This window comes from Micromonospora sp. C95 (assembly GCF_018070465.1).
Taxonomy (GTDB): Bacteria; Actinomycetota; Actinomycetes; order Mycobacteriales; family Micromonosporaceae; genus Micromonospora.
Genome location: NZ_JAGPXT010000017.1, coordinates 100,819 through 118,841, shown reverse-complemented (window position 1 = coordinate 118,841; position 18,023 = coordinate 100,819). Strand labels below are relative to the sequence as shown.

Here is an 18,023-nt window from a genome sequence, read left to right as displayed (position 1 = left end):
GTGATGATCGAGACCCTATCGCCTTCGGCCCGCGGGTTCCCGGGTCACGAGGTGAGCAGGGCCGCCGCCGTGTCGAGCAGCGCGAGCTCGGTCGGGCTCTGGGTGGGGTTGGCCCGCCGGATGGCCACGGCCTCGGCGACGAGCGGGGCGGCGTGGTCGCGCAGCGCGTACCGGTAGGCGCGCTGCATCTCGTCGGCGCCCTCCGCCATCGGCTGATCCGGGTCGACGGCGACCTGGGCGAGGATAAGGGCGGTCATCGCCACGTCCAGTCCGGGTGGCCCGTGCCGGACGTTGCGCCAGTCGAGCAGCACCGGGCCGGCCGGGCCGAGGATGACGTTGTCCGGATGCAGGTCCAGATGCAGGATGCGCCCGCCGTCCGGCGCGTCGGGCAGCGGTGCGACGGCGTGCAGTCGACGGTGCAGCCCGGCGAGGATGTCGGCTCCCGGCACCACCTCGATCGTGCCCGCCGTCAGCGCCTGGAGCATCGTCGGTCCGGTCACCCGCTGCATGACCAGGTCCGCACCGGCGGCCCGGTACACCCGGGGCACCGGGAACCCGGCGGCGTGCAGGTGGGACATGAACCGGGCCTCGTCGGCCACGTCGGTGCCGTCGCGGTAGCGGCGCAGCACCCGGCCGTCGTCCAGGGCGTAGACGTCGGCGTCACGACCGGCGGCGAAGGGAGTCGACGCTGCCATGGGCGGCAGGGTAACCGGCGGTGTCCAGGGGCCACGATGGACGGCGGGCCGAGCACCGACCGTGGTTTTCCTGTGACAGGCTGGGATGAGGACGAGGGTCGCCGGAGGTGATGGTCACGTTACGCATGCTCGACCTGGTTGCCGTGCCGGACATGTCGCCGCTCGACGTCGAGGTGGCCGTCGGCGCGACGGCTGCCGTGGTCGCCCCGCCCCGGCCGGCCACCGCCGTGGCGCGGGTGGTGGCCGGGCTGGCCGCGCCGGTCAGCGGTCGGATCCTGGTCGGCGGTCGCGACGTCACCGACCTGCCGCCGTTGCGCCGCCGCATCGGATATGTGCCGGCCGGTGGCGCCCTGCTGCCCCACCTCACGGTCGGGCGCAACATCTCATATGGTCAGCGCCGTCGACAGTGGGTGCGCGACGTCGCCGAGGGCTGGGCGGCGGTCCTGGTCGACCGGCTCGAACTCGCCCCGACCCTGGGACTTCGCCCGCACCTGCTGTCCGAGGCGCAACGGTTCCGGGTCGCGCTCGCTCGGGCCATGGCCTGTCTACCGGAGGTGCTGGTGGTCGACCTGCCGACCCCGATCGACGGGGTGCGTCTGCCGGACCTGCTCGACCGTACGTCCCCACCGGACGCTCCAGGCGTCACGGTGCTGCTCTTTTCCGCGGACGAGGAGGGGCTGGCCGGCGTGACCGTCCGGGTACCGGTCGGCGACGACGTCCCGCCCGGCCCGGCCCAGTCGGCGGTGCGGGCATGAGCGGGATCGGAGTGCGTCGCCGTACGCTGCTGGGTGCCGCGACGGCGGCCACGGTCGCCGCGACCGGGGGCTGCGGGCAGGGGCGTCGATCGGTGCAGGTGGCGGTCGTCTGGGCCGGCGGCGAACTGGCCAGGTTCCGCGAGGTGGTCGCCGGCTACCCGACGACCGTGCAGGTCGTCGGCGTGGGCAACGACATAGACGCGTTCCTGACCGCGCGCCGCGCCGCCGGCACCAGTCCCGACGTGGCCATCCTGCCCCGCCCCGGGCTGGTGATCGAGTACGCCCGGCGGGGCTGGCTCAGCGAGGTGACCCCGGTGGTCAGCTACACCGCCCCGACCGGCATGAGCGACCTGCTGAGCGTCGGCGGGCGTCGTTACGGCGTCTGGGTCAAGGCGGCGCACAAGTCGCTGTTCTGGCACTTCCCGTCGATGCTGGCCGAACCACCGAGATCCTGGGACGCGCTGGTCACGTTGACCCGTCGGCTCGGCGAACGACATCTGGCGGGTGCGGGCCCGGCCCCGCTGGCGATCGGCGCCGCCGATGGTTGGGTGCTCACCGACTGGTTCGAGAACGTGCTCGCCGACGTCGCCGGCGTGAACCTGTACGGGGCGTTGGCGCGAGGCGAGGCCGACTGGCGGAGCCCGCCGGTGCAGTACGCGTTGGAGCGGCTCGCCGAACTGTGGAGTGTGGACGGCGCGTTCCCGGGCGGGGGGCCGCGGGCCCTGCTCACCCAGTTCGAGGAGTCGATCATTCAGGTGGTGCACCACCGCGAGGCGACCATGGTGTTCGAGGCCGACTTCGTCGACGCGGTGGTCGCCCGGTTCCGCCGGGGCACCGAGCCGCTGGCCACCTTCCGCTTCCCCGGTGCCCGGGTGGCCGACCAGCCGCTGATCGTCGGCGGTGACGCGGCAGTGGCGTTCGCCGGCTCCGACGGCGGTGCGGAGCTGGTGCGCTGGCTCAGCGACGCGGTGGCGTTCCTGCCGTGGCTGGACGCGGGAGGCTACCTCTCCCCCAACCTTGCCGTACCGGTGGCCAGCTACCGCGACCCGTTGCGCCGACGCCTCGCCGGCGAGCTACGCGCCGCCGACACCGTGCAGTTCGACCTCTCCGATCAGCTGCCCGGCACCTTCACCGGCACCGACGGGGTGGGGATCTGGCGGATCATGCAGGACTTCTTCATGAACGTGACCGACGGGGTGCCGGCCCGGGAGGCGGTCCGCCGGGCCACCGGACAGCTCACGGAGGCGGCCCGGGCCGCGGCGGAGCGCGGCCGGTGAGCCGGGGCCCGCTGCTGGGCGAGCTGGCGGTGCTCGACGACGTCGGGCCGCCCCGACGCGGCCGGGCCTACCCGGCGGCCGGCGTCGGCTGGTCGCTGCTGGCACCGGCGGTGCTCCTGCTCGGCGGCCTGCTGGCCTGGCCGGTGCTGCGTACCGTGCACGCCAGCGTCACCACCGACGGCCGCTGGGTGGGAGCCGAACACTATCGGGCCGCCCTCGCCGCTCCCGGCACCGCCGCGGTGATCGGACGCACCCTGCTGTGGGCGCTGCTGGTACCGACGGTGGTCACGGTCCTGGGTTACCTGCTCGCCGCCGCATCCCGGCGATCCCAGGAGGGCTGGCTGGTCCGGCTCATCCTGGTGGTGCCGACCGCGCTGCCGCTGGTGGTCACCGGTGTGACCTTCCGGTTGCTCTACGACCCGGACCCGGAGCGCGGGCTGGCCACCCTGCTGTTGGCCAGGGTGACCGGACGAGACCCGGAGCAACTGCCCCAGCTGCTCGGGCCGGACCTGGTCACCGTGGCGGTGATGTCGGCGTTCGTGTGGGCCTGGGTCGGGCTGGCGATGCTGGTGTTCCGGGCCGCTCTCGACGCGGTGCCGACCGGGCTCGCCGACGCGGTCCGGGCCTTCGGTGGCAGCCGCCGTGACGTGCTCTGGGACGCGCAGTGGCGACCGCTGCTGCTGCGCACCGTCGCGGTGGTCTTCGCCCTGGTCGCCGTCGGCACCAGCCGCACCTTCGACCTGATCCTGGTGATGACGCCGGGTTCGGTGCGGGACGAGGCGGCGGTGCTCTCGCTGCGGATCTGGCAGACCTCGGGTGCGACGACCTCCGGCGAGGGCGCCGCCCTGGGCGTCGTCTGGCTGGTCGCGGTGACCGCCGGCATGCTGGTGGTGGCTCTGTTCGTCCGGCAGGCGTGGCCGCCGCCGCAGCAGCCGGCGGGCGGCGCCGTGACCGCGCCGCCACCGCGCCGGGTGGTCCGGCTGCTCGCCGGGGGTGCGGCGATCGCCTGGCTGCTGCCGCTGGGGGTGTTGGCCGCCACGTCGTTGCAGAATCCGGTGCGGGCGGCGACCGACGGCTGGTGGTCCGGCCCGCCGGGTCTGGACTCCTACCGGGCGGTGCTCAGCGGCGCGGAGCTGTGGCGCAGTCTCGGTTTCACGTTGGTGCTCGCCGTCGTCGTCACCGCTGCGGTGCTGGGCGTCGCGCTGCTGGCCGCGTACCCGCTGGCCTGGCTTACCGGGCCGGCCGCCCAGATCACCGGCCTGGTGCTGATGGCCGCGGTGGTGGTCCCGGTGCAGGTGATCGCCGGCCCGCTCAACGAGGTGCTCGGGCTGGCGCTGTCCTCCGGCACGGCCCGGGGGGTGGCCCTGGTGCACATCGCCCTGGGTGTTCCGTTCGCCGTGCTGGTGCTGCGCAACGCCTTCGCCGATCTGCCCGCCGACCAGGTCCGTGGCGCGCGGATCGGCGGGCGGCACTGGTGGGGCACGTTGCGCCGGCTGGCCCGGCACAACCGCACCGCGCTGGTGGCGGTGGCGGTCCTGGAGTTCGTGCAGGTGTGGAACGACCTGGTGGTGGGTCTGCTGTTCAGCGGGCCGGACGCTGCGCCGCTCGGGTTGTTCCTCGCCGGGCAGACCCGTGGCTTCGTGGCCGGCAGCGGCACCCTCGCCGCCGGTTGCGTGCTCGCCTCGATTCTGCCGGTGCTGGTGTTCGTGCTGGCCCGCCGGCAGGTGGTCGCCGGACTCGTCGCCGGGGGTGTGCGATGACCGGGCCGCCACCACGGCGGCCCGGCCAACGGTCACGGCTGTTGAGCGTGCTGCTGGCCGCCGGCGGGGTTGTCGGCGCCGGCGTCAGCGCCGTGCTCGGCAACGTCACCGGCAACCTGATCTCCGACCTGTCCCTCACCGTTCTCGGCTCGGCGAGCCTGGGGCTGGCGGTGCTCGGGCTGGCCGCTTCCTTCCTGGTGGAGTGGCGGCGGCGGCAACGCGAACAGCTGCTTGCCGGCGAGGAGACCGAGGCCCGGGCGAGCAGCGGTGCACCGACGCTGCCCTGGCCGGCCGGGTACTCCGGTCGGCGGGGCCAGGCGGAGGCGGTGGTGGCCATGCTCGCCCCGGAACACGCGGTGGCGGTGGTGGGCCGGCGCGCCGTCGGTACGTCCTGGTGCGCGATCCAGGCGGCGAACCTGAGCCGCGCGGACTTCCCCGACGGGCAGTACTACCTCGACGTACGCCGGGACGGCCGGGCCCACTCTCCTCGGGAGGTGCTGGCCGCGCTGGCCCGCATCGTCGGCACGCGGGCGCCCCGGTCCGGCCGACCGGACGACCTCGCCGACGCCGCAGACGAACTGCGCGGCCAGTTGGACGGCCGCAAGGTGCTGCTGGTGCTCGACAACGTGGACGCACCGGCGCAGGTCCGGCCGTTGCTGCCGCCCACCGCGCGGGACTGCCGGTTGCTGCTGGCCGGCACCGGCCGGCTCGCCGCGCTCGACGGGGTGGTGGCTTACTGGCTGGCCGAGCCGGAGGTCGACGATGCGGTGGAGATGTTCGCCGACGCCGGGGCGGCCACCGCGGTGGCCCGCCCACACCGCCCGGACCCGCGCTCCGACCCGGCGGTACGGGCCGTCGTCGAGCTGTGCGGACGGCAGCCGCGCGCGGTGACGGAGCTTGGCCGGCGCAGCGCGCAGCACGGCTGGCGGCCTGCCGACGTGCTGCACGCGCTGCACCGCGCCGCCGACACACCTCCGCACCAGCGGGTGGGCGGGTCACCGGTGACCGGGCTGGTCACCGCCCGCGACACCGCATACCACGCGCTCGGCGGCGAGGCTCGGCGGCTGTGGCGGTTGCTGTCGCTGAGCCGGGTGCCGCTGGACCGGGCGACCATCGCCGCGCTCGCCGGACGACGGCCGCACCGGGTCGCCACCCTGCTCGACGAACTGGCCGACGGTGCCTTCGTCGTCGGCGCGCCCGGCGACCGGTACGAGGTTCGTCCGCTGCTCGCCGGTTACGCCAGGATGCACCTGCGGGACGCCGAGCCGGTGCACCGGCGGGTCACCGTGCAGGCGCGGCTGACCCGGCACCTGGCCCGCCGGGCCGAACAGCAGGTGGCCGCGCTGGCGGCCGGTGCGCTGGACCGTGACAAGCGCCTGTCCGACGATGATCCGTACGGCTGGTTGGACCTGCACCAGGAGTTGCTGCTGGCCGTGGTGAAGGTGCCGGCCGGCGCGGTGGAGACGCTGCCGCGCCGGGTACGGGACTGGTGGTTCCGGCTGGCCGTGGCACTGTGCGGCTGGCTCGCCCACACCGAACGGCTCGACGAGTGGGAGGACGTCTGCCGGACGGTGCTGGCCAATCCCACCGCCCAGGACCGGCCGGAGATCGCCGGTTGGGCCCACAACGAGCTGGGTGTGCTGCGTCGCCGCCGGCACGACCCGTACGGTGCGGTGGCCGCGCTCAGTCTGGCGGTGGCCGGGCAGGGCCGCCGGGGTACCGCCCAGGCGCGGATGAATCTCGGACTGGCTCTGCTCGACCTCGGGCGCACCGACGAGGCGGTGGAGCATCTGGAGTTGTCGCGACGGCACCGGGCCAGCGCCGATCGCGCCGGTCAGGCGCTCAGCGACCTCGGGCTGGGCGCGGCGAGGCTGGCGCGATACGAGCTGGAAACCGCGCACGACCTGCTGGTACGGGCGGCGAACTCGTTCCGTTCGCTCGGCGACGCACGTGGCTACGCGGCGGCGTTGACGAATCTGGTGCTGGTCCACTCGGCGATGGGCGAGCACCTCGACGCGGCACAGGCGTGGCGGGCCGCGCTGCGGGAGTACGAGTCGCTCGGCGATCCGACCAACCGGGCGGTGGCGCTGCTCAACGCGGGCGTGGCACTGCTCGGCGTGGCACCGGGGCAGGCCCGCCAGGCGTACGAGCTGCTGGCCGAGAGCTGGCGGTTGCGCGAGGGTGGCCGCCCGGACGCCGGGCTGGGCCGGACGCTGTTGCATCTGGGCGACGCGGCGGCGGCGCTCGGTGACGACGAGGAGGCCCGTGGGCGCTGGGCGGACGCGGCGGACATCTGCGCGGTGGCCGGCGACGAGGAGGGTCAGCAGGCCGCCGACGCCCGCCTGGGCGGTGAGCGCTCCGCCGAGCCTCGCCCGGGATGACCGGAGGTTCAACGGGTCTCGCCCGGCGCGAGGTAGCGGTAGCCCGGTACGGTCTCGCCGAACCAGCCGTTGACGCTGGCCAGGCCACGCTCGTTGAGCTGCGCGTCGTGGATCGGGAGAACCTCGGACGCGTCGACCCCGACGGCGAAGTCGATCGCCTCGGTCAGCTTCAGCCAGGACGCCTGCGCCGGCACCAGCAGGGTCCGCACCGGCCGCTGCGGCGGGGCCAGCGAGTCACCCGGGTGGTAGACCGCGTCGGCGACGAGATAGCCGAGGTTGGGACAGTCGGGCTGCCCGCCGTGGATGGTGGCGTGCCGCCCACCCACCGCGGTCACCTCGATGCCGGCGGCGGTGAACCACTGCCCCGGCCGCACCCGGGTCACCGGTAGCGGCGCCAGGTCCGGTAGGGCGGCGCCCTCCGGCGCGAAGACCGGTACGCCGAGGCCGGCGAGCCGGAGCACGTCGATGTGGTCGGTGTGCTCGTGGCTGACCAGGACGGCGTCCGCGCCGACCAGGGCCCGCGGTTCGCTCCAGGTGCCCGGATCGATGACCAGCACGACGCCGTCGTGTTCGAGCCGGACGCAGGAGTGCGTGTACTTCGTGATCCGCATTCCGGGACGGTACGCCAGGGAACACGCCGCCGGTGCCCGTGCCGGCCGGTGCCGCCCCGCCAACGCACCCGCGAGACGGCAGGTCAGGTCCGGGTCGGGCGCCGCCGTGCCGCGCGTCCGGTCGGCGGGCGCTCCGCAGCCGCCTCGACCGCCTGGCACAGGTCGGTGAGCGGGTCGACCGCCTGCGCCGCACAGGCCACCCGTCGCAGCAGGGCCCGCAGGGTGCCGGCCTGCTCCGGCGACAACTCCCGCAACAGGCGCGACTCGACCGCGCCGAGGGAATCCCGGCGGTGCCGCGCGGCCTGCCGGCCGGTCTCGGTGAGGGTGACCAGGCGGCTGCGCCGGTCCGCCGGGTCGGGGCGGCGGACCACCAGCCCGGCCTGTTCCAGGTCGTCGATGAGGTACGTCAGCACAGTGCGGTCGATGCCCAGTTCCTCGGCGATCGCGCCCTGGTTGCGGGCCGGTTCCCGGTCGGCCGCGGTGAGCACCTGGTATCCGCGTGGTCCGCCGGGCAGGTCGCCGACCGCGTGGTCGGCGGCGCGGACGTAGGCGCGGAAAACGACGCCGAGCATCCAACCGAGGTCGTCGTTGATCGGGTCACTGGCCTGGGCGCCGCTCATCAGCCCACGATAGCGTAGGTCACATATTTTCTTGAGCAATGATGTTCTGTACGACATAACATTTCCCTGCGGTGCGGGTCCGCGCCGCAGGACCGGAAGGACGGCCGAGATGAGCGACTACGGGCACCCACTGACCTTCGGGTCCTTTCTCACGCCCGGCAACGCCGACCCGATGCGACCGGTCGGCCTGGCCATGCTCTCCGAGCAGGTCGGGCTCGATCTGGTCACGTTCCAGGACCATCCTTACCAGCCGGCGTTCCTGGACACCTGGACCCTGCTCAGCTTCGTCGCCGCCCGCACCGAACGGGTACGCCTGTCCGCAAACGTCACGAACCTGCCGCTGCGCCCGCCCGCGGTACTCGCCCGGAGCGTGGCCAGCCTCGACCTGCTCAGCGCCGGCCGGATGGAACTCGGGCTCGGCGCCGGCGCGTTCTGGGACGCCATCGAGGCGATGGGTGGCCGCCGCCTCAGCCCCGGGCAGGGGGTGCGTGCCCTGGCGGAGGCGATCGAGATCATCCGCCAGATCTGGGACGTCGACGCCCGCGGCGGCGTCCGGGTCGACGGCGAGTTCCACCGGGCGGTCGGCGCCAAGCGCGGGCCGGCCCCCGCCCACGACGTGAGCATCTGGCTCGGTGCCTACAAGCCGCGGATGCTGGCGTTGACCGGGCGGCTGGCCGACGGCTGGCTGCCCTCCCTGGCCTACCTGCAACCCGGCGATCTGGCCCGGGGCAACGCCATCATCGACGAGGCCGCCACCGACGCCGGACGCTCCCCCACCGACGTGCGCCGGCTGCTCAACGTCAACGGACGGTTCGCGGCCGCCGGGAGCGGCCCGCTGAACGGCCCGGCCGAGCAGTGGGCCGAGGAACTCGCCGACCTGGCCCTCACCGAGGGAATCAGCACGTTCATCCTGGCCAGCGACGACCCGGACGAGCTACGGCGGTTCGCCGCCGAGGTGGCACCAGCCACCCGGGAACTCGTCGCCGCCGAACGCGCCGACCCGCCGACCGCCGCCCCGACCGACCAGACCGCCGCCCAGACCGGCCAGACGGCCACCCAGACCGGCCAGACCGGACGCCCGACCAGGATCGGCGCGGCACCGTTCGCCGTGGTGCCGACGCCCGACGACGGCGTACGCCGCAGCGACGTGCGGGTGTGGGACGAGGCGGCCCGACCGGCCGGACCGGCCCCGGATCCGCAGCGCACCTACACCGCGCACGACCAGGCCGGCGCACAGCACCTGATCGACGTGCACGACGGTCTGCGGGCCGAGCTGGCCCAGATCCACGACCTGATCGAGCAGGTCGCGGTCGGTCTGATCGACGTGGGTACGGCCCGCTCGCACATCAACACGATGACCATGCGGCAGAACAAGTGGACGTTGGGCACCTACTGCGAGTCGTACTGCCGGGTGGTCACCACTCACCACACGATCGAGGACCGGTCGCTCTTTCCGCACCTGCGACGAGCCGACCCGCGGCTGGCACCGGTCATCGACCGGCTCGAGGAGGAACACCACGCCATCCACGACGTACTGGAGGGCGTGGACCGGGCGCTCGTCGCCTTCGTGGCCACCCCGGACGGGATGGCCGACCTGCGGGCGGCGGTGGACCTGCTCAGCGACACGTTGCTGTCCCACCTGTCGTACGAGGAACGCGAACTGGTCGAGCCGATCGCCCGCCTCGGCGCGCACTGACGTCGCGGTCGGCGCGGCGCACGGGTGGGGGCGGGTGGTGGGTCCGGCGAACCTGTCGAGCTGATGGCACAGCCGGATCGACGGCGATAGCAGGGACGGTTCAGGTCGACAGCGGGCCCACGTGGGATCCGCCCGGGACGGACGCCACGCGGCACCGTCACACCTGGTAGAAGCGACGGTAGCGGCGGATGAGCCGCCACTGCACCAGCACCGCGGCGACGGTCAGCAGCATCATCACCAGGGTCGCCGCCGCCGCGTAGCCGTACCGCAGGTACTCGAACCCGGTCTGGTAGACGAACAGCGACAGGTAGGTGGTGGCGTACGGCGGGGGGCCGCCGTCGGTGACCACGAACGCCGGCACGAAGGTGAAGTGCAGGCTGGCCACGGCGTCGCGGACGGCCAGCAGGGCGAGCACCGGGGCCAGCAGCGGCAGGGTGATCCGGCGGAAGACGTCCCAGCCGGTGGCGTCCTCGATGGCGGCCATCTCGTACACGTCGCGGGGCAGTGCCCGCCGGGCGGCCAGCAGCACCACGAAGGTCTCCCCCATGGTGAACAGGCTCATCAGGATGATCCCGGCGCGGGCACTTGTCGGGTCGGTCAACCACTGCGGCGGGGTACGCCCCAGCACCGTCAAGCCGTTCTCCCCGCCGGCCCGCAGCAGTTGGTTGATCGGCCCGTACAACGGATTGAACAGCCACAGCCAGAGCAGGCCGTACGCGATCTCGGGTACGGCGGTGGGCAGCAGCGCGGCGGTGCGAGCGGTGCCGACACCGGCCGCCCGGCGGTGCAGCAGCAGCGCCAGGCCAAGGGCCAGCAGCAGCCGCAGCGGTACGGCCACCAGGGCGAAGACCACCGAGTTGAGCAGCGCCACCCGGAATATCGGGTCGTCCAGCAGGGCGGCGAAGTTGTTTAGTCCGGCCCAGGTCGGCGGGCGCAGCAGGTCGTAGTCGGTGACCGACATGCCGAGCGTGACCAGGGCGGGCACCAGCACCAACCCGACCAGCCCGATCAGGTAGGGCGTAAGCATCAACGCCAACTGCCGCCGTGCCCGGCTGTCCGGCCGGGCACCTCGCCGGCCCGGCGCCGCACCGCCGGCGCTCACGGCTGGTACCGGCGGCCGGTGGCGGCGTGGAACAGGTGCGTGTCGGCCCACCGCACGTCGAGGCGTACCGTCGCGCCCCGGTCGGGCCGGCGGGCCGCCGGCACCCGGGCGACCACCTGTTGTCCGGCGGCGAGGCGGAGGTACGCGAAGGCGTCCTCGCCGATCACCTCGACCCGCTCGACGGTGGCCGGGGTGCCCTCGGTCGAGTCGAGCGCGACGGCCTCGGGTCGGAACCCGATCTCCAGCAGTTCCTCGTCCTTCAGCGTGGGCGCGTCGCCTCGTGGTCGCAGCGGGCCGTCGGCCGGCAGCAGGTTCATCGCCGGTGAGCCGACGAACCGGGCCACGAAACTGCTCGCCGGGGTGCGCCAAATCTCGTCCGGGGTGCCCACCTGCTCGACCTGCCCGTCCCGCAGCACCGCGATCCGGTCGGCGAGCACCAGCGCCTCGGTCTGGTCGTGGGTGACGTGCACCATCGTCGCCCCGATCCGCTCGTGCAGGGCCCGCAACTCGGCCCGCATCTCGGCGCGCAACGCCAGGTCCAGGTTGGACAACGGCTCGTCGAGCAGAAACACGTCCGGTTCGCGGACCAGCGCCCGGGCCAGGGCGACCCGCTGGCGTTCCCCGCCGGAGAGCTGCCCGGGCCGGCGGTCGAGCAGCCCGGCGCAACCGACCGTCTCGGCGGCTGCCCGGGCCTGTTCGCGAGCCAGCCGGCGCGGGGTGTCGCGGACCTCCAGCCCGAAGGCGATGTTCTCGACCACGGTCAGGTGCGGGAACAGGGCGTACGACTGGAAAACCATCGACACGTTGCGTCGACCGGGCCGTTCGTCGGTGACGTCGCGGTCGGCGATGCGGACCCGACCCGCGGTGACCGGTTCCAGGCCGGCGACCACCCGCAGCACCGTCGACTTGCCGGCACCGGAAGGGCCGAGCACCACCAGCAGCTCACCCCGGGCGACGGTGAGATCCACCTCGTGCAGCACGGTGGTGTCGCGATAGGCGGCGCTGACCCCGTCGAGGACGAGCCCGTCGGTCACCCGTTCTCCCCTCGGGCGAACATCGGCCGGCTCTTGGTGTCCAGTTCCCGGATCACGTCGTCGAGCTTGTCGCCACGGTGCACGGCGTTCTCCAGGATGCCGTAGCTGAGGTCCTCGATCTCGGGCCAGGTGGAGACCGTCGGCAGCGCCCGGACGGTCGGGATGGCGTCGAGGAAGACCTGCGAGTTGCGGGGCGGCTGATCCGGGTCCAGGAACGCCGGTGAGCGGGACACCCCCATGTGCGACGGTACGGTACGCCCGGTCGCGGCGATGATCCGTTGTCCCTCCTCCCCCATCGCGTACTCCATGAACCGCCACGCGGCGTCCTTGTTCCGCGACCCCCGGGTCATGCAGTACGCGTCGGAGTGCAGCACCCCGACCGGCTGCCGGTAGACCGGCAGCGGTGCGACGTCCCACTCGAAGCCGGTGATGGTGCGGAAGTTGGTGGTGGCCCGGCGGGAGGTCATCAGCATGGCGAGCCGGCCGTTGAGGAAACGAGACTCGTCGTCCTCCGCCTCCACCTCGGCGTCGCTGGGCACCACCCCGTACGCCTGCCGCAGGTCGATCAGGTTTCGCAGCGCCTCCCGGGCGGCCGGGCTGTCCAGGGTGAGCCGGGTCGGCCGGTCGGGGTCGTCGACGATCTCACCGCCGTTGGACCAGACCAGCGGGGCCAGCCGGATGATCGACGGTTCCACGCCGAGGCCGTGCACCGCCGGCAGCCGCGCCGCCCCCTCGGCCTCGGTGCCCTTGATCACCAGCCCCCGGTCGTCGCGGGTCATCAGGGTGGCGGTGGCGACGAGGTCGTTCCAGGTCCAGCCGGACTTCGGCTCGGCCACCCCGTACTTGGTGAACAGCGTGCGGTTGTAGTAGACGGCGAGGCTGGAGACGTTCTGCGGCAGGCACAGTTGGGCACCGTCCCACCGGAACGCCTCCATCGCGACCGGGTAGTAGTCGGCCGGGTCGAGGACCGACGAGGCGGCGATCCGCTCGTCGAGCGGCTCCACCACCCCCTTGGCGGCGAACTGTCCGTAGAAGCGGTAGTTCATCAGGAACAGGTCCGGCGGTGCGCCGCCGGCGACCGAGGTGGCGAGCCGGGCCAGCAGGTCCTTGCGGTCGCTGGCCTCGATCAGCTGGATCCGCTCACCGGCCCGGGCCTGCTGGTACGCGTCGGCGAGCGTGCGGTACGCGCCCAACTCCTCCGGAGCGCCGAACACCAGCAGCTTGACCGGGTCACCGGGGGCGGACCCGCCGCCGGAACCACAGCCGGCGAGGGCGAGCAGGGCGCTCACCGCGAGGGCGGACAGGGATCTGATTCGCACGATGGTCATCCCTCGGATCGGTCGTCGTGGCGCAGGAAGCGCCGCTGCGCCAGCGCGAAGACCACGAGCGCGGGCACCGTGGCGATCACCGCCCCGGCCAGGAAGACGGGAAAGTTGGTCGGGTCCAGCAGGGACAGCGACCGCAACGCCAGCGGCAGGGTGAACAGGTCGCGGTCGTAGACGTAGATCAGCGGGTCGAGGAAGTTCGACCAGGTCAGCACGAAGGTCAGCGCGGTGAGCCCGGCGGTCACCGGCCGCACCAGCGGCAGCGCGACCCGCCACCAGGTCCGCAGCGGCGACAGGTCCTCCACCAGGCAGGCGTCGTACAGGTCGGCCGGTAGCGCACGGAAGGCCAGGTAGTAGACCAGAACGTAGAGCGGCGAGGTGCCCAGCAGCGCCGGGGCGATCAGGGGTACGAGGGTGTCGGTCAGCCCGAGCAGCCGGAAGATGGCGAAGCGGGGCACCAGCAGGGCGGTCGCCGGCACCATCAGCGCGACGAGTGAGGCGGCCACCACGACGGTGGTGACGCGTGGCGCGATCCGGGCCAGCGCGAAGCCGGCCAGTGCGGCGACCAGCACGCTCAGCGGCACCGCCACGACGGCGACGAGCAGCGAGTTGAGCGAGGCGCGCAGCAGGCCGCCGAGGTCGAGGGCGCGCTCGTAGCCGGTGGTGGAGAGCGGGTCGGGTACCAGCTGCGGAGTCGGGGACGGTGGTAGTCCGGGCTCGGTGAGCGAGCCGGCGACCAGCAGCAGCAGCGGCGGGACGAAGACCAGCAGGACGAAGGCCGCGCCGAGGGTACGCCACAGCCGGGCGGCCCCTTCGGGCAGCGGTGAGGGGCCGCGAGCGCGACCCCTCACCAGTGTTGTGCCGATGATCGTGTTCCTTACTTCAACGTCATCTTCCAGGCGCCGAGGCCGTGCGAGGCAGCGTAGAGGATCCGCTCACCGGACACGATTGTCAGCCCCGCCACCTCGACGTTCGGCATGCCACGGGCCGCCTTGGTCCAGGACTTCTTGCCCTTGGGCAGCAACAGCACCCCGAAGTCCGTGGAGGCGTACAGGTCACCGGTGACGTCGTCGCGGACCAGGTCGGTGATCGGCTGGTCGCCGAAGTCGTACGACCTGTCGCTCCAGGTCGCCCCGTCGGCCACGGCCGTCACCTCGAAGGCGTGGCCGGGGGTGGTCGGCGTGTTCGAGCCGTACCCGCTGTAGGAGATCCACGCCCGGGCCGGGTCGGCCGGGTCGATGTGGATGCTGGTGACGAAGCGGTTCGGCGTGGCGGCGGTGTCCACCCGGGTCCAGGTCACCGCGGCGGCCGGCTCGGCGTCGACGTTGCGGCTGACGAAGACCCGGCCGGTGCTGGTGGCCGCCCAGGCGGTGGAGCTGTCCGAGTCGACCCGCTGGATCACCGACACCGCGCCGCCGGCCCGGTCGCCCCAGCCGGTACCGGTCAGGTTCGTGGTGCCCAGCGGCTCCCAGTCACCACAGTCCTCCTCGTAGGTGCCGGTCCAGGAGTTGCAGATCCGGTCGGCCTCGGCGAGGGTACGGTCGCCCAGGCCGAAGGTCTTGGTGCGGTACGCCGTCAGGCCGGTGCCGGCGAACATGGTGCCGCTGACCTTCGGGTCGCTGATCACCGGTGCGTAGAACAGGCTGCCCGGCTGGCCGTAGATCGGGTCGGCGGTCCAGATCCAGCTCGCGATGTCACCGTTGGCGAAGCTCACCTCGGGTGAGACGTCGTAGTAGGTGTGGAACCGGAACTCGGGGCGGGCCACGTCCCAGCCGGAGGCCCCGCCGTCACCGATCATGGTGTTGACCCAGCGCTGCCGCTGGCCCTTGTTCTCCCAGGTGCCGTTGTCCTGGGTACCGCCCTGCAACAGGTTCACGTCGTGCGGGCTGGCCGAGAGGCTGATGAACTGCAGGGTGTTCATGCCCTTGTTGACACCGTCGAGCTTCGACGGGATCTTCGACAGCATCTGCCGGCAGCGATCCTGCCGGGCCTGGGTGGTCAGGTTGCGGTCCGGGTTGTCGCACCAGGACGAGCGGTCGACGAACTCACCGCTGGAGCGCATCACGCCGCCGTCGTTGGCCTCGAAGAACTGGTACGGGTTACGCGGGTTGGTGACCAGGTCGTGCTGGTCGGGGTGCAGACCGTTGGGGTGCAGCTCGTCGGTGCCGTCGTAGGTCATGTCGGTGCCGCTGACCCCGGCGTCGGTGGACAGGATCACGGCCCGCTTGTTGGCCACCGTCTCGCCGTACAGGTAGGAGCCGCCGGTGTAGACGATGTCGGGGTGCCCCGCCGGGGTGTGCACGAACACGTCGTACCAGCACTGGCCGGTGCACTGGTTGTAGGTGGCGAAGCCCGGATCGGCCGGGTTGGAGCTGGTCAGGTCGGTGAACGTCGGAGTGCCGGCGGCCACGTCGTCGCTGCGGAACAGCCGCGAGTACGGGGTGCCGGTGTTGCCCTCGTAGACGTACATCCGGGTCTTGCCGCCGGGCAGGGCGGTCACGTCGATCGCCGGGCGGGTCTGGAACATCGCCGGGTTGAGCGACGGCTTGATCTGCGTCCAGGTGGTCCCGGCGTCGGACGAGCGCCACACCCCCCGCCCGTACGAGGAGGCGTAGACGATGTCGGCGTCGCGCGGGTCGAGCTTGACCTGCCGTACGCCGCGCGGCGAGCAGGTGGCCGTGTTGTTGTACTCGGCGGCGCTGCCGGTGCAGGCCGTGGCGTCGGCCGAGCCGTTGTGGATGAACTTCCAGCTCTTGCCGCCGTTCGTGGACTTGTACAGGCCCCACTTCTCGGCGTCCGGCACCGGCCGGGTGACCCCGGTGCAGCAGGAGCTGGACATGCCGCGCAGCGCGGTGGTGGTCGCCACGTAGAGCGTCTTGGGATCGCCGGGCTTGATGGTGATCTCACCGATGCCCTTGCCGCCGAGGGCGTCCTTGCCGAGCGGGCCGGACCAGGTCAGGCCACCGTTGGTCGACCGGTACAGACCGACTCCGGCGACACAGCCGGAGCCGCAGGTGTTGGCCTCGCCGGTGCCGACGTAGATGGTCAGGCCGGTGCGGTCGTTGCGGTCGATGGTCACCGCGCCGGCCGCGTTGATGCCCAGCGGGCCGCCCAGGTAGAACCACTTCGGTTCGGCGGCGAGGATGTTCAGGGTGCCCCAGACGCCGCCACCGGCCGGGGTGACGTACGCCCGGCAGAGCAGCTTCGAGCAGTCCGGGCTGATGTCGATGGAGGTGACCCGGCCACCGGCCACGTACTCGTTGGGCACGTAGTTGAAGGCGTTGCGGTACTCGGTGAACGGGTAGAGCGCCTCGCTCGGGCCGACGTTGGTCCACTTCCGGCTGCCCTTGAACCGCTTGTCGGCCGCCGTGAAGGCCGCCTTCGACCGGTCCAACTGGGCGATGGTGATCGCGTCCGCCGGGTAGGCCCGCTCCAGGAACGCCTGCTGGGCCGCGCCACCCGGCCCGTCGGGGGACATACCGCTGTCGCCCGGAACTGCTCGGCGCAGCCGTTCCAGGTGGGCACCGAGCGCGTTGGGCATCTCCCCGCCGACCGCGACGGGTGTCGGCACCTCGGCGCCGGCGAAGTGGATTCCGACCAGGCCGGTCGACGCCACCAGGGCACCTACCGCCAGGCCAACAAGAAGATGGCGACGTCTACGCTTCACGAGGGTTCCTCCGGCATGACGGCGTCACCGCAGCGCGGCATCCGGATTGGCGACCGTCGCTGGCAGCGTCCACGCAGGAATATGTCAGAGAGATCCACCGCAGGCAATAGAGCTGTCAGACGTGATGAACCGGCGTGAGGAGGGACGGATCGGATGTCCGAGGAGGGAGAGTCGGCCGGCACCGAGTTGCGGGCCGACTGTGCCCGCTGCTTCGGCCTGTGCTGCGTCGCCCCCGCCTTCGCCGCGTCGGCCGACTTCGCCCTCGACAAGCCCGCCGGCCAGCCGTGCCGCAACCTGGGGACGGACTTCGGCTGCGCCATCCACGCCGAGCTACGCGAACGGGGCTTCCCCGGCTGCGCCGTCTTCGACTGCTTCGGCGCGGGTCAGCGAGTCGCCCAGGTCACCTACGGCGGGCGGGACTGGCGCGACGAGCCGCGCACCGCCCGACAGATGTTCGACGTCTTCGCGGTGATGCGCCCGGTGCACGAGCTGCTGTGGTACCTGACCGAGGCGCTGTGGCTGAGTCCACCGGCCGAGCTGCGCGGCCGGTTGGCCGCCGCGCTCGACGAGACCGAACGGCTGGCCAGCGGTGACCCGGAAGCGCTGCTCGCCCTCGACGTCGACGCGCACCGGGCGACGGTCAACGGGCTTCTGTCGCAGACCGCCGAACTGGCGCGCGCCCGTGGTGGCGCCGGCACCGACCTGCGGGGCGCGATGCTGATCGGCCGCGACCTGCGGCGCACCACCCTGCGCGGGGCGAACCTGCGGGGCGCGATGCTGGTCGGCGCCGACCTGCGCGGGGTGGACCTGACCCGGGCCGACGTGACCGGCGCGGACCTGCGCGGGGCGGACGTGCGCGGAAGCGACCTGTCCGGTGCGCTCTTCCTGCACCGATCGCAGGTCGATGCCGCCCGGGGCGACCTGCGGACCCGGTTGCCAGGGCGGATCAGCCGCCCGGTCCACTGGTCGCACCTGCCGCTCGCCCCGGCGAGGGCGGCGCGGCGCCGCTGACCCGGTGCCGGGTCGCTTCCCCGGCCTGCTCGACCCCGCCAACGGCGACCACCGCGTGTCCGGTCACGCCCGGCACCTGTCCGGGGTGA

14 protein-coding genes are annotated in these 18,023 nt (G+C 72.8%); 6 read left to right on the top strand and 8 right to left on the bottom strand.

Translation table 11 applies throughout. From position 1 onward, the window contains the following. Nucleotides 1-44: 44 nt before the first annotated feature. A complete protein-coding gene (locus KBX00_RS19625; protein ID WP_210829044.1) occupies nucleotides 45-695 on the bottom strand; it encodes a phosphotransferase in 651 nt (216 codons plus the stop codon). Between the two features lie 110 nt (nucleotides 696-805). Between KBX00_RS19625 and KBX00_RS19620 the strand changes: the two genes are divergently transcribed. From KBX00_RS19620 to KBX00_RS19605, 4 genes are read left to right on the top strand one after another with little or no spacing between them, the layout of a single operon-like run. After that, complete coding sequence (locus tag KBX00_RS19620; RefSeq protein ID WP_210829041.1) at nucleotides 806-1,450, top strand: ATP-binding cassette domain-containing protein; 645 nt, start codon at nucleotides 806-808, stop codon at nucleotides 1,448-1,450. Next, nucleotides 1,447-2,727, top strand: a complete 1,281-nt coding sequence (locus KBX00_RS19615; protein ID WP_210829039.1) for an ABC transporter substrate-binding protein — start codon at nucleotides 1,447-1,449, stop codon at nucleotides 2,725-2,727. The genes KBX00_RS19620 and KBX00_RS19615 overlap by 4 nt, the downstream gene beginning before the upstream one ends. Beyond that, nucleotides 2,724-4,487, top strand: coding sequence for an ABC transporter permease subunit (locus KBX00_RS19610; RefSeq protein ID WP_210829037.1), 1,764 nt, complete (start codon nucleotides 2,724-2,726; stop codon nucleotides 4,485-4,487). The genes KBX00_RS19615 and KBX00_RS19610 overlap by 4 nt, the downstream gene beginning before the upstream one ends. Continuing rightward, a complete protein-coding gene (locus tag KBX00_RS19605; protein ID WP_210829035.1) occupies nucleotides 4,484-6,868 on the top strand; it encodes a hypothetical protein in 2,385 nt (794 codons plus the stop codon). The genes KBX00_RS19610 and KBX00_RS19605 overlap by 4 nt, the downstream gene beginning before the upstream one ends. An 8-nt stretch (nucleotides 6,869-6,876) precedes the next feature. Here the strand turns inward: KBX00_RS19605 and KBX00_RS19600 are convergent, their stop codons facing one another. Both KBX00_RS19600 and KBX00_RS19595 read right to left on the bottom strand, forming a co-directional pair. Continuing rightward, the gene (locus tag KBX00_RS19600; protein WP_210829033.1) at nucleotides 6,877-7,479 is read right to left on the bottom strand and encodes an MBL fold metallo-hydrolase; all 603 of its coding nucleotides are present in this window, start codon (nucleotides 7,477-7,479) and stop codon (nucleotides 6,877-6,879) included. Nucleotides 7,480-7,562: 83 nt separating this feature from the next. Continuing rightward, on the bottom strand, nucleotides 7,563-8,099 hold the full coding sequence (locus KBX00_RS19595; RefSeq protein WP_210829031.1) for a MarR family winged helix-turn-helix transcriptional regulator: 537 nt from the start codon (nucleotides 8,097-8,099) through the stop codon (nucleotides 7,563-7,565). Nucleotides 8,100-8,208: 109 nt separating this feature from the next. On the opposite strand from KBX00_RS19595, the gene KBX00_RS19590 reads away from it, so the two are divergent. After that, nucleotides 8,209-9,795 carry an LLM class flavin-dependent oxidoreductase gene (locus tag KBX00_RS19590; RefSeq protein WP_210829029.1) on the top strand — a complete coding sequence of 529 codons (1,587 nt, stop codon included), beginning with the start codon at nucleotides 8,209-8,211 and terminating at the stop codon, nucleotides 9,793-9,795. A 157-nt stretch (nucleotides 9,796-9,952) separates the two neighbouring features. Here KBX00_RS19590 and KBX00_RS19585 read toward each other — a convergent pair whose 3' ends face one another. The 5 genes from KBX00_RS19585 to KBX00_RS19565 form a co-directional block, all read right to left on the bottom strand. Further along, on the bottom strand, nucleotides 9,953-10,822 hold the full coding sequence (locus KBX00_RS19585) for a carbohydrate ABC transporter permease (RefSeq protein WP_210829082.1): 870 nt from the start codon (nucleotides 10,820-10,822) through the stop codon (nucleotides 9,953-9,955). A gap of 71 nt (nucleotides 10,823-10,893) precedes the next feature. Beyond that, a complete protein-coding gene (locus tag KBX00_RS19580) occupies nucleotides 10,894-11,931 on the bottom strand; it encodes an ABC transporter ATP-binding protein (RefSeq protein ID WP_210829023.1) in 1,038 nt (345 codons plus the stop codon). Next, nucleotides 11,928-13,259, bottom strand: coding sequence for a sugar ABC transporter substrate-binding protein (locus tag KBX00_RS19575; protein WP_301548242.1), 1,332 nt, complete (start codon nucleotides 13,257-13,259; stop codon nucleotides 11,928-11,930). Before KBX00_RS19575 ends, KBX00_RS19580 begins: the two co-directional genes overlap by 4 nt. Then, a complete protein-coding gene (locus KBX00_RS19570) occupies nucleotides 13,256-14,107 on the bottom strand; it encodes a carbohydrate ABC transporter permease (RefSeq protein ID WP_210829021.1) in 852 nt (283 codons plus the stop codon). Before KBX00_RS19570 ends, KBX00_RS19575 begins: the two co-directional genes overlap by 4 nt. A 26-nt stretch (nucleotides 14,108-14,133) precedes the next feature. After that, entirely contained in the window at nucleotides 14,134-16,923 is a 2,790-nt protein-coding gene (locus KBX00_RS19565) for a sialidase family protein (protein ID WP_210829019.1), read from the bottom strand. A 153-nt stretch (nucleotides 16,924-17,076) separates the two neighbouring features. Between KBX00_RS19565 and KBX00_RS19560 the strand changes: the two genes are divergently transcribed. Continuing rightward, nucleotides 17,077-17,934: a pentapeptide repeat-containing protein gene (locus tag KBX00_RS19560; RefSeq protein WP_210829017.1), complete on the top strand. Its 858-nt coding sequence runs from the start codon at nucleotides 17,077-17,079 to the stop codon at nucleotides 17,932-17,934. Nucleotides 17,935-18,023 lie beyond the last annotated feature (89 nt).